This window comes from Pseudonocardia ammonioxydans (genome assembly GCF_900115005.1).
GTDB classification, from domain to species: Bacteria; Actinomycetota; Actinomycetes; order Mycobacteriales; family Pseudonocardiaceae; genus Pseudonocardia; species Pseudonocardia ammonioxydans.
Map to the genome: position 1 here is coordinate 1 of NZ_FOUY01000077.1, position 13966 is coordinate 13966.

At 72.1% G+C, this 13966-nt stretch carries 16 protein-coding genes and 1 tRNA gene; 7 read left to right on the top strand and 10 right to left on the bottom strand.

Features of this window, described 5'->3' with window-relative positions; translation table 11 throughout:
- Positions 1-529 (top strand): transposase (locus BM093_RS32495; RefSeq protein ID WP_177238849.1); only part of this gene is annotated, 529 nt, incomplete at its 5' end.
- Between the two features lie 47 nt (positions 530-576).
- Here the strand turns inward: BM093_RS32495 and BM093_RS32500 are convergent.
- From BM093_RS32500 to BM093_RS32510, 3 genes are all read right to left on the bottom strand, one after another.
- Positions 577-2112: a GntP family permease gene (locus BM093_RS32500; protein WP_093356541.1), complete on the bottom strand. Its 1536-nt coding sequence runs from the start codon at positions 2110-2112 to the stop codon at positions 577-579.
- A gap of 142 nt (positions 2113-2254) precedes the next feature.
- A complete protein-coding gene (locus BM093_RS32505; RefSeq protein ID WP_093356544.1) occupies positions 2255-3850 on the bottom strand; it encodes an N-acyl-D-amino-acid deacylase family protein in 1596 nt (531 codons plus the stop codon).
- A complete protein-coding gene (locus BM093_RS32510) occupies positions 3850-5118 on the bottom strand; it encodes an alanine racemase (protein WP_093356547.1) in 1269 nt (422 codons plus the stop codon). Before BM093_RS32510 ends, BM093_RS32505 begins: the two co-directional genes overlap by 1 nt.
- A 119-nt stretch (positions 5119-5237) precedes the next feature.
- Here BM093_RS32510 and BM093_RS32515 point away from each other — a divergent pair, with 119 nt between their 5' ends.
- The 5 genes from BM093_RS32515 (at position 5238) to BM093_RS32535 (ending at position 8522) form a co-directional block, all read left to right on the top strand.
- Positions 5238-6257, top strand: a complete 1020-nt coding sequence (locus BM093_RS32515; RefSeq protein ID WP_218163037.1) for a sugar kinase — start codon at positions 5238-5240, stop codon at positions 6255-6257.
- Positions 6254-7018, top strand: coding sequence for an IclR family transcriptional regulator (locus tag BM093_RS32520; protein WP_093356555.1), 765 nt, complete (start codon positions 6254-6256; stop codon positions 7016-7018). The genes BM093_RS32515 and BM093_RS32520 overlap by 4 nt, the downstream gene beginning before the upstream one ends.
- On the top strand, positions 7015-7419 hold the full coding sequence (locus tag BM093_RS32525) for a RidA family protein (RefSeq protein WP_093356558.1): 405 nt from the start codon (positions 7015-7017) through the stop codon (positions 7417-7419). The genes BM093_RS32520 and BM093_RS32525 overlap by 4 nt, the downstream gene beginning before the upstream one ends.
- 69 nt (positions 7420-7488) lie before the next feature.
- On the top strand, positions 7489-8097 hold the full coding sequence (locus BM093_RS32530; protein WP_093356560.1) for a TetR family transcriptional regulator: 609 nt from the start codon (positions 7489-7491) through the stop codon (positions 8095-8097).
- Positions 8094-8522: a DUF6069 family protein gene (locus BM093_RS32535; protein WP_093356563.1), complete on the top strand. Its 429-nt coding sequence runs from the start codon at positions 8094-8096 to the stop codon at positions 8520-8522. The genes BM093_RS32530 and BM093_RS32535 overlap by 4 nt, the downstream gene beginning before the upstream one ends.
- Here BM093_RS32535 and BM093_RS32540 read toward each other — a convergent pair.
- The 5 genes from BM093_RS32540 to BM093_RS32560 form a co-directional block, all read right to left on the bottom strand.
- Positions 8510-8779 carry a DUF2277 domain-containing protein gene (locus BM093_RS32540; protein WP_093356566.1) on the bottom strand — a complete coding sequence of 90 codons (270 nt, stop codon included), beginning with the start codon at positions 8777-8779 and terminating at the stop codon, positions 8510-8512. The two genes, BM093_RS32535 and BM093_RS32540, sit on opposite strands and share 13 nt — an antisense overlap.
- A 65-nt stretch (positions 8780-8844) precedes the next feature.
- Positions 8845-9873: an NAD-dependent epimerase/dehydratase family protein gene (locus BM093_RS32545; protein WP_093356570.1), complete on the bottom strand. Its 1029-nt coding sequence runs from the start codon at positions 9871-9873 to the stop codon at positions 8845-8847.
- 32 nt (positions 9874-9905) lie between these two features.
- Positions 9906-10595: a PIG-L deacetylase family protein gene (locus tag BM093_RS32550; protein ID WP_093356575.1), complete on the bottom strand. Its 690-nt coding sequence runs from the start codon at positions 10593-10595 to the stop codon at positions 9906-9908.
- 47 nt (positions 10596-10642) lie between these two features.
- The gene (locus BM093_RS32555) at positions 10643-11482 is read right to left on the bottom strand and encodes a sugar phosphate nucleotidyltransferase (RefSeq protein WP_093356579.1); all 840 of its coding nucleotides are present in this window, start codon (positions 11480-11482) and stop codon (positions 10643-10645) included.
- 1 nt (position 11483) lies between these two features.
- Complete coding sequence (locus BM093_RS32560; RefSeq protein ID WP_093356589.1) at positions 11484-12719, bottom strand: class I SAM-dependent methyltransferase; 1236 nt, start codon at positions 12717-12719, stop codon at positions 11484-11486.
- Between the two features lie 212 nt (positions 12720-12931).
- Between BM093_RS32560 and BM093_RS32565 the strand changes: the two genes are divergently transcribed.
- Positions 12932-13002: transfer RNA gene (locus tag BM093_RS32565), tRNA-Gln, on the top strand.
- A gap of 80 nt (positions 13003-13082) precedes the next feature.
- Here BM093_RS32565 and BM093_RS32570 read toward each other — a convergent pair.
- Together BM093_RS32570 and BM093_RS32575 are read right to left on the bottom strand one after the other, a co-directional pair.
- Positions 13083-13616 carry a site-specific integrase gene (locus BM093_RS32570; RefSeq protein WP_177238850.1) on the bottom strand — a complete coding sequence of 178 codons (534 nt, stop codon included), beginning with the start codon at positions 13614-13616 and terminating at the stop codon, positions 13083-13085.
- Between the two features lie 52 nt (positions 13617-13668).
- Positions 13669-13966, bottom strand: a 298-nt coding sequence (locus BM093_RS32575; protein ID WP_177238851.1) for a transposase, incomplete at its 5' end; no start/stop codon positions are given.

Here is a 13966-nt window from a genome sequence, read left to right on the forward strand (position 1 = left end):
CCTGTTCACCACCCACACCGGCGACGACGGCGTCATCCCTTTCGACCGGGCCCGTGACCGGCTCGACACCATCACCGGGGTCGGGAAACGGGCCGCCGAAACCATCATCGCCGAGATCGGCGTCGACATGACCCGCTTCCCCACCGCAGCACACCTGGCCTCCTGGGCCGGACTCGCACCGGGCAACAACATCACCGGAGGCAAACGCGGCTCGGGCAAGACCACCAAGGGCGACGTCTGGCTGACCGACATCCTGACCCAGTGCGCCTGGTCCGCCGCCCGGACCCGCGACACCTACCTCTCGGCCCAGTTCTGGCGACTGGCACGCCGGATCGGGAAGAAGAAGGCCGCGATCGCGGTCGCCCACTCCATCCTGGTCATCAGCTGGCACCTGCTGACCAACGACTGCGACTACCAAGACCTCGGCGGCGACTACTTCACCCGCCGCAACGCCGACCGCCAACGCGACCGCCTCATCGGCCAACTCCACAACCTCGGCTACCGCGTCACCCTGGAGCGACCCGCGTAGACCGGCTGCGGTTGATTCTCCTTACAGCCGCGATAACCACTCACGGGTCACACGAACACCCACACCAGCCCCGCGGCGGCGAACCCGACGACGGACAGGATCGTCTCCAGGACCGTCCAGGTCTTCAGGGTGTCCTTCACCGACATGTTGAAGTACTTCGCGACGATCCAGAACCCGCCGTCGTTGACGTGGCTGGCGATGATCGAGCCCGCGGAGACCGCGACGACGATCAGCGCGATCTGCGGCTGCGAGTAGCCGCCGTCGGCGACGGTCGGACCGATGATCCCCGCGGTCGTCACGATCGCGACGGTGGCCGAGCCCTGCGCGATCCGCAGCGCGGCACTGATCAGGTAGGCGGAGACGATCACCGGCAGGCCGATCGCCGTCATCGACCCGGCCAGCGCGTCACCGACCCCGGTCTCCTGCAGGACCTTGCCGAAGAACGCACCGGCCCCCACGACGAGCAGGATCATCCCAACCGGGCGCAGCGACTCGCCGGAGATCCGGCTCAGCTCGGCCATCGACGTCCCGCGCCGGACACCCAGCAGGTACATCGCCAGCAGCACACTGATCGTCAACGCGATGGCGGGGGTGCCGAGGAAGACCAGCACGTCGTGCAGGGTGGTGCCCTCGGCCAGCGCGACCGAACCGACCGTCGCACCCAGGATCAGCAGCATCGGCACCGCGATGATGAGTGCGATCAGGCCGACCGACGGCGGTGCGGTCACGACCGCGGCCCGCCCGGCGGTCCCGGCCGCATCCGGTTCGACGGTGCCGGTCACGGCCTGCCGGGCACCACCGGAGGGCGCGCCGGCGCCGGGCACCGGGTCCGCGGCGACGGTCGGGCCGCCGTCGCCCGCCGGGGCGCCACCGGCGGGCCCGGACCCGCCCGGGACGTCCTCGGGGACCTCGACCAGCACCCGCTTGCCGATCACCGAGCCCCACCACACGCCGCTGACCAGCCACGCCGGGATACCGCAGAGCAGACCCATCGCGATGATCCAGCCCATCCCGACGCCGAGCAGACCGCCCGCGGTGACCGGGCCGGGGTGCGGCGGCAGGAACGCGTGGGTCATCGACAGGCCGGCGAGCATCGGCAGCGCGTAGAGCACCAGCGAGCGCCCGCCGCGCCGGGCCGCCACGTACACCAGCGGCGCCAGCACGAAGATCCCGATGTCGAAGAAGACCGGGATGCCGAGCACCAGTCCGGTGATACCCATCGCGAGCGGTGCGCCCTTCGGCCCGAACAGCCGCAGCAGCCGCTCGGTGAGCGCGTCCGCTCCCCCGGACCGTTCCATGATCGCCCCGAGCACGGTGCCCAGACCGATGATCGGCGCGATGTGGCCGAGGATCCCGGCGAACCCGGTCTCCAGCAGCGAGTCCGACGAGCTGATCGGGGTCCCGACCAGGTCGGTGATCGAGACACCGGCGACCAGGGCCACCAGCAGGCCGGTCACGATCAGCGCGATGAACGGCTCCAGCCGCAGCCTCATGATCAGCAGCAGGAGCAGCGCGACGCCGGCCACGGCCAGCGTGAGCAGGCCGGACGTGTCGTTCTGCAGCCAGTCGAGGAAGGCCGTCATCGGGGTTCTCCTGCAGGGGCGTCAGCGGTCCGGGCCGGACCGGTGCGTAGCGGTGAGCAGAGCAAGGGACGGGTGGTGCGCCCCGGTGAGCAGGGCAAGGGGCGGGTGGTGCGTATCGGTGCGCAGAGCAGAGGAGCCCAGGTCATGCCGTGCTCCCGTCGGCCCGGCGGCGCAGCGCGCGGCCGGCCAGCGCCTCGGTCCGGTCCCCGCCGTCGATCGCGACGGTCCCGTTCACCAGGACGTAGCCGATCCCGGCGGCCTGCTGGGCCGGCTCGGCGAAGGTCGCGGTGTCGGTCACCGCGTCCGGGTCGAACACCACCAGGTCCGCGGCCCACCCGGTCCGGACGAGCCCGCGGTCGGCCAGCCCCAGCCGGGCGGCGGCCCGGCCGGTCAGGTGCGCGACGCACTCCTCCAGCGTGAACAGGCCGAGCTCGCGGCAGTAGTGGCCGAGGTAGCGCGGGAACGTGCCCCACGCCCGCGGGTGCGGCTTCGCACCGGTGAGCAGCCCGTCGCTCCCCCCGGTGTGCCGCGGGTGGCGCATGATCGCGCGCACGTTCTCCTCATGCCCGACGTGCTGCAGGATCCCGGTGCCCAGGTCGTCGCGTAGCAGGATGTCGACACATGTCGCGAACGGGTCGTGCGGACCGGCGATCTCGGCGATCGTGCGCCCGACGTGCCCGGCCAGCTCGGGGTTCGTCACGCCGCTGATCTCGATGGTGTCCCACTCGGCGACGACGCCGTGGCAGCCGTCCGAGCCGTGGACCTCCAGGTCCTCCCGGATCCGGGCGAGCGTGTCCGGGTCGCGCAACCGCGCGAGGGTCGCCTCGTGCCCGCCGGACTGCGACCAGCTCGGCAGGATCGCCGACAGGGTCGTCGCGCCGGGCAGATACGGGTAGGTGTCGAGGGTGACGTCGGTGCCGCGGGCGATCGCCGCGTCCAGCATGGTGATCAGCTCGCCGGCCCGGCCGCGGTTCGGACCGAAGTTTAGCGTCGCGTGCGAGAGGTGCAGTGCGCAGCCGGCCCGGTCGGCGACGTCGATCATCTCGGCGTAGGCGTCCAGGGCACCGGCGCCGTAGCTGCGGTGGTGCGGGGCGAAGAACCCGCCCAGCTCCCCGACCGCGCGGCACAACTCGACGAGCTCGCCGCCGTCGGCGTACATCCCAGGGGTATAGGTCAGCCCGGCCGAGAGCCCCACCGCACCCTCGGCCATCCCGGTGCGGACGACGTCGGCCATCCGCGCGATCTCCTCCGGGCCCGCCGGCCGGTCGTCCCAGCCGCAGACGAGCGCGCGCACCGTGCCGTGCGGCACCAGGTAGGCGGCGTTGCCGGCGATGCCCGCGTCGAGCCGGTCGAGGTACCCGGCGACGCTGCGCCAGGTGAACAGGTCCGCACCCGGGTCGCCGTTCCACCCGGCGATCTTGCGGCGGAGGACGGCGAGGACGTCGTCGTCGACCGGGGCATACGACAGCCCGTCCTGGCCGAGCAGCTCGGTCGTCACCCCCTGGGAGATCTTCGCCAGGTGCGCGGGCTCGGTGAGCACCCGCAGGTCGGAGTGAGCGTGCATGTCGACGAAGCCGGGTGCGACGACCATCCCGCGCACGTCGACGACCCGGTCCGGGCTGCTGCCCGCGCCGTCGCCGATCGCGGCGATCCGGTCGCCGTCGACGAGTACATCGGCGGTGTAGCGGGGTCCTCCGGTCCCGTCGACGACGGTGCCGCCGCGCAGCAGCGTGCGCATCAGAAGAACGTCCGCACCAGGTCGGCGACCCGCGGGTCGGGCTCGTCCGCGTGGTCCACCAGCGGGATCCAGCGCCACTTGTCGAATGCGGTGCACGGGTGCGACAGACCCAGGCGCACCACCTGGCCGACCGCGACCGGCTCGTCGGTCCGCAGGAAGGCGTGCTGGTCGTTGACGGCGGTGACCTCGCCGGTCAGCGGGCGGGCGGGCCGGCCGAGCTCGTCGGCGATCAGCTGTGGTTCGGGCAGGCCCTCGTCGAAGGGGACGTCGCGCTTGCCGGCGTCGAGCAGCGCCAGGCCGGGCTCCGGGGTGGACACCACCCGGGCCCAGACGTGCATCGCCGACCGGAACGGCTCGCCGTCCTCCCGGGCCAGCGGGGAGATGCCGCGGTAGAAGCCGTCGTCGTGCACCAGGTAGGCACCCGAGCGCAGCACCACCCGGGTGCGGTCGTCGGTGAGCCCGGCCAGCGCGGCGACGACCTGGTCGAAGTACGCGCTGCCGCCGGCGGTCACGACGACCTCGTCGGTCTCGTAGAGCGGGAGCAGCCGCCGGTGCAGTGCGGCGAGGTCGTCGAGGTAGGCCCGGACGGTTCCGAGCGACTCCGGCGACGGGTCGTGGGCGAGGGCGCCCTCGTAGCCGCCGACGCCGCCGAGCCGCAGCACCGGGCTGGCGACGACGGCCGCGGCCACCCGCTCGGCCTCGGCGACCGACCGTGTCCCCGTCCGGCCGCCGGGCGCGCCGAGCTCGACGACGACGGTCAGCGGCCGCCGCGGCGCGCCGGCCCCGGCCTCCATCGCCGCCACGGTGTCGAGCGAGTCGACCCAGCTGAGGAGCTCCAGCCCCGGATCGGCGTCGCGGGCGGCGGACACCGCGCGCAGCCCGGCCGGGTCGACCAGCGAGTTCGCCAGCATGACCCACCGGACACCGAACTCGATCGCCACCGCGGCCTGCCACGGCGTCGCGACCGTGATCCCGCGGGACCCGGTGCGCAGCTGGAGGTCCCACAGCGCGGGGGCCATCGTCGTCTTGCCGTGCGGGGCCAGCTCGACACCGTGCCCGGCGCACCAGCGATCCATCCGCGCCGCGTTCGCGTGCAGTGCGGACCGGTCGAGGGTCAGCACCGGCGTGGCCAGCGCCGACAGCCGGGGCGCGGACGCCAGCCACTCGCCCACCGTGCCGGTGAGCGGCGGGACCGACTTGGCGAACGGGCCGGGTCGTTCCCCACCGAGCGGTCCGAGCCGGAGACCGGCCTCCGTCGCACTCGTCATCCCGCACTCCCCTCTGAGCTGCAACGTTGCGTATTTTGCAGCGCTGGTTGCGTATTTCGGTGTCGCCGTTCTAGCATCGGCCGGACACCCGGGTCAACGGCAGTGGAGGGGTTCGAGGAGTGGAAACCGCAGGTCGGACGGGTCGCGTGGTGTGCTTCGGCGAGGCACTCGCCCTGGTGGCGGACCCCGGCGCGCTCGACGACCCCGCCGCCCCGGCACGGGCCGCGGGGGCCGAGGTGAACGTCGCCCTCGACCTCGCCGCCGCCGGGGTGCCGGTCTCCTGGATCGGCCGGGTCGGTGACGACCCGCACGGCCTCCTGATCACCCGCACCCTCGCCGCGGCCGGGGTGGACACCGGCGGGATCGAGGTCGACCCCGCACACCCCACCGGCCGCTACGCGAAGTCACTGGAGTCCGGTGTGGACGGCCTCCGGACCCGGATGCACTACCGGCGCGCCGGCTCCGCGGCCTCGACCGCCGGGGCGGAGCTGGCGCAGCGACCGGCCGTGCGGGAGCGGCTCGCGGCCGCGTCCTGGCTGCACGTCGGCGGGATCACCGCCGCGGTCTGCCCGGCGGCCCTGCGGGCGCTGGCGGCGGGGACGGGGTCAGTGGGGGTGGGCGCGAGGCGCCCACGGCCCTACCGGGTCTCGTTCGACGTCAACTGGCGCGAGCAGATGTGGCCCGACGGCGACCCGGCCGTCGTCGCCGACCTGGCCGGGCGGGCCGACGTCGTCCTGACCGGGGCCGACGAGGCGGACCGCGTGTTCGGCACCGCCGACCCGGCCGGGCTGCGCGAACACCTGCCGGGGCCGGAGCTGGTCGTGATCAAGGACGGTGCCGAGCGGGCCGTCGCCGTGCACCGCGACGGCACCGTGACCACCCGACCGGCGCTGGCCGTCGACGTCGTCGAACCGGTCGGGGCGGGGGACGCCTTCGCCGCCGGCCTGCTGACCGGGCTGGTCCGCGGCGAGGACGTCGGCCGGTGCCTGCGCCGCGGCCACCTCGGCGCCGCAGCCGTGCTCGTCGTCGACGGCGACTCGGCCCCGCCGCTGCCCGCGCGGCTGCTCGACCTCGGCGTCGAGGCGTGGGCGGGCCTGCGCATCGGCCCGGGCGGGATCGTGGAAGGGGTACCGGCATGAGTGCGAGCCTGGCGAAGGCCTTACGGATCCTGACCGTGCTCGGTGACGGGCCGGCGTCGCTGGACGAGCTGGCGACCCAGCTCGAGGTGCACAAGACGACCGTGCTGCGGCTGTTGCGCACGCTGGCCGACGAGCACTTCGTGCACCGCGACGCGCAGCACCGCTACCACCTCGGTGCGCAGCTGTTCGAGCTGTCGTCGCGCGGGCTCGACCAGCGCGAGGTCCGCTCCATCGCCGCCCCGCACCTGCTCGCGTTCAACCGCGCCCACGGCCACACCACGCACCTGTCCGAGCTGGTCGGCAGCGAGATCGTCTACATCGACAAGCTCGAGTCGCACGACCACGTGCGGATGGCGTCCCGGGTCGGCCTGCGCGGGCCGGTGCACTCCACGGCCGCCGGGAAGGTGCTGCTGGCCGACCTGCCCCCGGCCGCGGCCGCCCAGGTGCTCGACGGTGCGGACCTGAGCGCCCGCACCCCGAACACGATCATCGACCGCGACGCCTACCTCGACGAGCTGGCCCGCGTCCGCGAGCAGGGCTGGGCACAGGACCGCGAGGAGAACGAGCCCTCGATCAACTGCATCGGGGCACCGGTCCGCGGAGCGGCCGGAACCGTGGTGGCCGCGGTGTCGGTGTCCGTGCCGAGCATCGTCGCCACCTACGACCAGCTGATCGAGCTGGTCCCGTCCCTGCTGGCCGTGACCGGGACGATCTCCCGGGACCACGGCTGGCGCCCGACCCGAGAGGATCACTCCCGATGAGCACGACCGTCGTCTCCACCCCGGACGCCCCGGCCCCCGCCCACACGTTCAGCCAGGCGATCCGCAAGGGCGGCCTGCTGCAGGTCTCCGGACAGGGCCCGATGGACCCGGCGACCGCGACCTACATCGCGCCGGGGGACGTGAAGGCACAGACGCTGCGGACGCTGGAGAACGTGCGGGCGATCCTGGAGGCCGGCGGGGCGTCGGTCGCCGACGTCCTGATGTTCCGCGTCTACCTCACCGACCGGGCACACTTCGGCGCCATGAACGAGGCCTACGGCGAGTTCGTCGCGCAGCACGTGCCGGACGGGAGCCTCCCGGCCCGCACGACGGTGTTCGCCGGGCTGCCGCACGAGGTGATGCTGGTCGAGATCGACGCGCTCGCCGTCGTGGCGGACTGACCCGCCAGACGATCGGAGTGAGTGCTCACTCATTGACGGAGTGAGTACTCACTCCGTAGTCTCGTCGTCATGACCGCACCCGAGAACCCGAGCACTCGCCGCCGCGCTCCCGGCATGTCACCCGAGCAGCGCCGCGAAATGATCATCAGGACCGCGATTCCGCTGATCGCCGAGTACGGCACCTCGGTGACGACCGCGAAGATCGCCCGCGCTGCGGGCATCGGCGAGGGCACGATCTTCCGGGTCTTCGCCGACAAGGACGAGCTGCTGCAGGCCTGCATCACCGAGGCGCTCTCCCCCGAGAACGCGGTCCGTGAGCTCGACGCGATCGACGTGTCCGCGCCGCTGCCCGACCGGCTCGCGGAAGCCGCCGAGGCGCTGCAGGCGCACATGTCCAGGATGGGCGCGATCCTCGGGTCGCTGGGGCACGGCGGCGGCAAGCACCCCGGCACGGTGCGCGGCGCGGGCCGGGAGGAATCCGCGACCCGGATCCGCGCCGCCCTCGCCGAGCTGCTGGAGCCGGACCGGGCTGCCCTGCGCCGACCACCGGAGCAGGTCGCGGCGCTGTTCTTCGGGCTGCTCTTCGTCCAGCCGCGTACCGGGGACGAGCCGGACCTGACACCGCAGGAACTGGTGGAGGTCTTCCTCCACGGGACGCTCTCGGGGAGCGCGGCGTGAGCACGCGGCGACGACGCCTCGGGGCGACCGCCTCGGCCGTCCTGGCCCCCGTCCTCGTGTGGCTGGTCACCGACCCGCTGCTGGGACACCGGCTGCGGATCGCCGACGGCGAGCAGGTGCTCGACCTCGGTGCCGGACCCGTGACGGTCGTGGCCCTGCTCGCGTCACTCTCCGGCTGGGGACTGCTCGCCGCCCTGGAGCGATTCGGGCCGCGGCACGCCCGCGCCGTCTGGGCCGGGGTGGCCGCAGCGGTACTCGCCGTGTCCTTCCTGCCGCTCATCGACGACGGCATGGACGGCGGAACCCGGGCCGCGCTCGCGGTGATGCACCTGGTTGTCGCAGCCCTGCTGATCCCGGGGCTGCTCGGCCGGCCGGGGGCCGGTGCCGGAGCCGCGGGCCCCGATGTTCGCTCTCAGCGCGCGTAGCGCAGCTCCGCCCGGGCGCGTGCCTTGGCCGCCTCGACCTCGCGGTCCTTGGGCGGCGCCGTCGTGGTGAGCCCGCCCAGCAGCTCCCGGGTCGCCTCGGCGACGGCGGCGACCGCCTTCTCGAACGCCTCCGCGTTGGCCTGCGACGGCTTCGACGCCCCGGAGATCTTGCGGACGTACTGCAACGCCGCGGCGTCGACCTCGTCGGCCGTGGCCGGCGGCTCGAAGTTGTGCAGGGTCCGGATGTTGCGACACATCGGCGCCTCCGGCGCTCGTGAGTGGTTATCGCGGCCGGAGCCACGATAACCACTCACGGGCCGTCTCAGCCCCGCACGACGTGCATCGACTCGTCCAGCTCGCCGGCCTGCTGCCGGGCGTTGAGCACGGCGAGGCGGGTGAAGGAGTTGTCGAACGCGTCCTGGGTCAGGCCCCGGGCCTTGTACTCGGTCGCGAGCTGGTCGGCTCCGGCCGGGATCGTCCAGGACGCCTCGAAGCCGAGCTCCTTGCGGGCGCGGGAGAAGTCGACCCGGTAGGAGCGCGGGTCGTTCCCGGCCTCGCCGGTGATGTTCAGCGTCGAGCCCGGCACGGCCTCGATGACCGCCTGGGCGATCTCGGCGACGGTCCGGTTGTTCTTCTCGGTGCCCACGTTGTAGGCCCGGGCCCGGACGACGTCGGCCGGCGCGCCCAGCGCCGCGACGACCGCCCCGGCGATGTCCTCGGCGTGCGCCAGCGGGCGCCACGGGGTGCCGTCGGAGAGCACGGTGACCTCGTTGGTGAGGACCGCGCGGCCGACCAGGTTGTTCAGCACGATGTCGGCCCGCAGCCGCGGCGAGAAGCCGAACGCGGTGGCGTTGCGCATCGAGACCGGCACGAAGTCCGTGGAGGCCAGCGCGGCGAGATCGTCTTCCACGCGGACCTTGGAGATCGCGTACGGGGTGACCGGCTTCAGCGGGGCGTCCTCGTCGACGAGGTCGTCCCCGGACTGGGCACCGTAGACTGAGCAGGTCGAGGCGTAGACGAACCGCCCGACCCCGGCCTCCTTCGACAGCGTCGCCAGCCGCGTCGAGGCGTGGTGGTTGATGTCGTAGGTGATCTCCGGGGCCAGCGCGCCCAGCGGGTCGTTCGACAGCGCCGCCATGTGCACGACGGCGTCGAAGCCGGCGAGCTGCTCGACGGTGACGTCACGGACGTCGGTCGACATGCCCTCGACGTCCGGGGTGTCGAGCTGCCCCAGCACGCACGAGGCGAACAGGCCGGAGTCGAGTCCGGTCACCTCGTGGCCGGCGGCGGCGAGGATCGGCGCCATCACCGTTCCCAGGTAGCCCTGATGTCCGGTGAGCAGTACCCGCATGGTGGTCCCTTCGACTGTGTGGTTCAGGCAGGTCAGGTGGTGGGGCCGAAGCCGGGGACCGGCTCGGACCCCGCGATCGGCGCGACCGAGAGGGTCAGCTTCTGGACGTGGAACGCCTCGGCGTAGCGGGCGTGACACTGCACGCCCCGCACCCGCGCGATGCCGCGGAACGTCTCGTCGTCGAACCAGGTGCGGTCGCGCTGGGAACCGTAGTGCTCGTTCAGCTTCGCGATCTTCTCGCGCAGCACGGGTTCGCCGAGCGGCAGGTAGACCGTCGGCTGGGCGAGGTCGCCCTCCCACTTGAGGATCTCGTAGCCGAGCGTGAGGTGGTCGCGGTACGCGGTCGGGATCATCTGCGCCAGCGTGCGGTGGTCCTGGTGCGCGTCGTGCGGCGAGGGCCCGATGACCAGGTCCGGCTCGCCCCGGGACCGCAGGTCCTCCAACGCCATCTTGGCCCGCTCCCAGTGCTGCGGCACCCGGCCGTCGGGCAGGTCCAGCACGATGATCTCGAGGTTCGCACCCGGGCAGAACGCGGTGAGCGCCGCCCGCTCCTCCTCCTCGCGCAGCGAGCCGGCGCCGGTGAGCACCAGCGCGGTCACCCGGACCCCCGGGTAGGCGCGGCACAGCTCCAGCAGGGTGCCGCCCGCCCCGATGGGGATGTCGTCGCAGTGCGCGCCGAGCAGCAGGATGCGGTCGAGCCGCTCGGGCAGCAGGTTCAGCACGGTGTCTCGTTCTCCCGGAACTCGCGCTCGGTCTCGGTGGTCGCCGGTCAGTCCCGCTGGTGGCTGCTCGCGTGCAGCTCGGCGATCGCGGCCTGCAGCGGGTCGCGGTCGGTGTCCTGCGACTCCCACAGCATCCACGGCCGGGCGCCGCTCTGGTAGGCCGCCTCGAGCGCATTGCGCTCCTTGACCGTGTCCGCCGGCTGCCAGAACCCGCGGTGCCGGTAGGCCGACATGCGGCCCTTGCGGGCGAGCGGGGCGCAGACGTCGCCGATGAGGTCGCCGTCCTTCTCCAGGTAGTCGAACACCTCGGGCCGGAACATCAGGTAGCCGCCGTTCTCCCACAGCGGCATCTCCTGCAGCGTGGTGATCGAGTCCAGCCGGCCGTCGTCGGTCACGTCGACGCAGTGGAACGCCGACTGCGGCGGGACGGCCATCAGCTGCCCGACGGCGTCGGTGCCGGAGAACTGCTCGACCATCCGGTCCAGCGGGGCGTCGGTGAGGACGTCGGCGTAGTTCGCGTGGAACATCTCCTCGCCGGCCACGAGCGCCTTGACCCGGCGCAGCCGCTCGCCGATCGGCGAGTCCAGACCGGTGTGGACGAACGTGATGTTCCAGTCCTTGATGTCGCTGCCCATGAGCTCGACCTCGCCCTGGTGCAGGACGAAGTCGTTGGACTCGGTCTCGTCGTAGTGCAGGAAGTAGTCCTTGATGTGGTGCGCGCCGTAGCCCAGGCACAGGACGAAGTCCTTGTGCCCGAAGTGGGCGTAGTAGCGCATCACGTGCCAGATCAGCGGGCGCGGCCCCACCGGATGCATCGGCTTGGGAAGGTCGGACGCGCCGTCGCGCATCCGCATTCCGTAGCCACCGCAGAACAGGACGACCTTCACGTCAGACCACCTCGAGCGACGGGATCGGAAAGACCAGGCGGCCGCCCCACTCGCGGACGTAGGACAGCTGCTCGATCAGCTCGGTGCGCAGGTTCCAGGGCAGGATCAGGACGTAGTCGGGGCGGTCCTGCGCGATCCGCTCCGGGTCGTGGATCGGGATCCGGGTGCCGGGGGTGAACCGGCCGTGCTTGTACGGGTTGCGGTCCACCGTGTACTCGAGCAGGTCGGGCCGGATGCCGCAGTAGTTCAGCAGGGTGTTGCCCTTGCCGGGCGCCCCGTAGCCGACGACGCGCCTGCCCTGGCGGCGGGCGTCGATCAGAAACGACACGAGGTCGTCGCGGATGGTGGAGACGGCCTCGGAGAACCCGTCGTGCCCCTCCGGGGAGTGCAGCCCGGCTGCCTGCTCGGCGGCGAGCACCTCGCGGACCCGATCGGAGGGGGTCCCGCCGACCTCGGCCGGGCGCGCCCACATCCGGATCGAGCCGCCGTGGGTGTCGAGCAGTTCCACGTCGACCAGGGTCAGCCCGCCCGCGGCGAGCGCCCGCTGCCCGGTGAGCAGCGTGTAGTACTGGAAGTGCTCGTGGTAGATCGTGTCGAACTGCTTGCGCTCGACCAGCGTGAGCAGGTGCTGGATCTCGATCGAGACCCAGCCGTCGTCGGCGACCATCGCGCGCAGGCCCTGCGCGAAGCCGACGACGTCGGGGATGTGGGCGAACACGTTGTTGCCGCACACCAGGTCGGCCGGGCCTTGCTCGGCGCGGACCCGGGCACCGGTCTCCGGGTCGAGGAACGCGGTCAGCGTCGGGACGCCCTTCTCCCGGGCCGCCTCGCCGACGTTGACACTCGGCTCCACGCCCAGGCAGCGGATGCCCTTGGCGACGACGTGCTGGAGCAGGTAGCCGTCGTTGGACGCGACCTCCACGACGAACGAGTCCGCACCGAGCCCGGCCCGCTCCACGGCGGCGTCGACGAACCGGCGGGCGTGCTCCACCCAGGACGAGCTGAACGAGGAGAAGTAGGCGTACTCGGAGAAGGTCTCCTCGGGTGTGATCTCCGGCGGGAGCTGGGCCAGCAGGCAGGAGTTGCAGACCCGCACGTGCAGCGGGTAGGTGGCCTCCGGACGTTCGGCCGCCGCGGGGGTGAGGAAGAGCTCGCAGGGCGGTGTCGCACCGAGGTCGCAGAAGCTGCGCAGGTCCGTGGAATCGCACAGCCGACATGTGATCGTGGTGCCGGACACCGCCGCCGTCCCCACCCCGCCGGCCTCCCCAGAGGCATCCGTATTCAGCACGCACATCAGTCTGTCAACTCGACGCGCGGGGACCGCGCGCGGGGTCACACCGTCCCATAGTGGGTATTTGTCCGTGAGATGGGCCATCGCAAAGCAACCGGACCGGGAGGTCCGCCGCCGGGGCGCCGGACCCGACGTGCCACGATGAGCGGGCCCCACGATCCGCCGTGGTGTAAAGGCAGCACCTCGGATTTTGGTTCCGATGGTCCAGGTTCGAATCCTGGCGGCGGAGCAAGCGCCTGACATGCGAATCGGCCCGGCAGGGTCTACCCCGGCCGGGCCGTGCGCTGCTCCTGACATCCAGTTCTGACATCAACCGTCCCCGCCGAACAGGCCATCCATCCGCGTGGCCATGCGACGTTTCGACTCGTCCAGCACGTGCGCGTAGGTGTTCATCGTGATGCCGATCGAGCTGTGCCCGAGCAGCTCCATGACCTCCCGGTCGGACGCGCCCTCGGCGAGCAGCAGGGTCGCACAGGTGTGCCGGAGGTCGTGGACGCGCGAGTGCGGCACCTCGGCGCGGACGAGTAGCCGGTCGAAGGCCCGATTCACCGAGCGCGGATCCACGGGCTGCCCCGACGCCGACACGAAGACCAGATCTGTCGGCTGGCCCGGCACCCGCTGCGCCTTCCCCTTCGCGCGCCCTCGGTTGATCTCGGGCTGCCGGCTAAGCGCATCCACACAGACGACCGGAAGGGGCAGGATCCGACGAGAGCGTGCGCTCTTGGGCTCGCCGAACACGAAGGCGCCATCGAGCTTTTGGACGGTGCGCCTGACCCGCAGCGTTCCTGCGTCGAGATCAACGTCCGACCAGGTCAGCCCGAGGACCTCGCCACGTCGGGTCACGTCCGGCGGAGTGGTGTATGAGATCGACTCCGCGTGATCTTGGTTCGGGATTCTAGGCGGTTATCGCCTCGGTTGTCATGAGTGCCTCGCTGCCGGTCGGTGCGGCTTCGGTGGTGACGATGCGGATGCGTGAGCGGGCCAGTAGATCGAGGCCCATGTAGCGGCGGTTCTCGGTCCACTCATCACTCTGTTCGGCCAGGACGGCGCCGACGAGGCGGATCAGGGAGTCGCGGCCGGGGAAGATCCCGACCACGTCGGTGCGACGGCGGATCTCCTTGTTCAGCCGCTCTTGAGGGTTGTTCGACCAGATCTGGCGCCAGACCTCGCGCGGATATGCGGTGAACGCCAGC

Excerpts from the sequence above, each read along its gene's own strand:
- BM093_RS32530 (WP_093356560.1), top strand. The coding sequence starts at position 7,489 with ATGACCGCACCCGAGAACCCGAGCACTCGCCGCCGCGCTCCCGGCATG.
- BM093_RS32540 (WP_093356566.1), bottom strand. The coding sequence starts at position 8,779 with ATGTGTCGCAACATCCGGACCCTGCACAACTTCGAGCCGCCGGCCACG.
- BM093_RS32525 (WP_093356558.1), top strand. The coding sequence starts at position 7,015 with ATGAGCACGACCGTCGTCTCCACCCCGGACGCCCCGGCCCCCGCCCAC.
- BM093_RS32545 (WP_093356570.1), bottom strand. The coding sequence starts at position 9,873 with ATGCGGGTACTGCTCACCGGACATCAGGGCTACCTGGGAACGGTGATG.
- BM093_RS32505 (WP_093356544.1), bottom strand. The coding sequence starts at position 3,850 with ATGCGCACGCTGCTGCGCGGCGGCACCGTCGTCGACGGGACCGGAGGA.
- BM093_RS32500 (WP_093356541.1), bottom strand. The coding sequence starts at position 2,112 with ATGACGGCCTTCCTCGACTGGCTGCAGAACGACACGTCCGGCCTGCTC.
- BM093_RS32520 (WP_093356555.1), top strand. The coding sequence starts at position 6,254 with ATGAGTGCGAGCCTGGCGAAGGCCTTACGGATCCTGACCGTGCTCGGT.
- BM093_RS32510 (WP_093356547.1), bottom strand. The coding sequence starts at position 5,118 with ATGACGAGTGCGACGGAGGCCGGTCTCCGGCTCGGACCGCTCGGTGGG.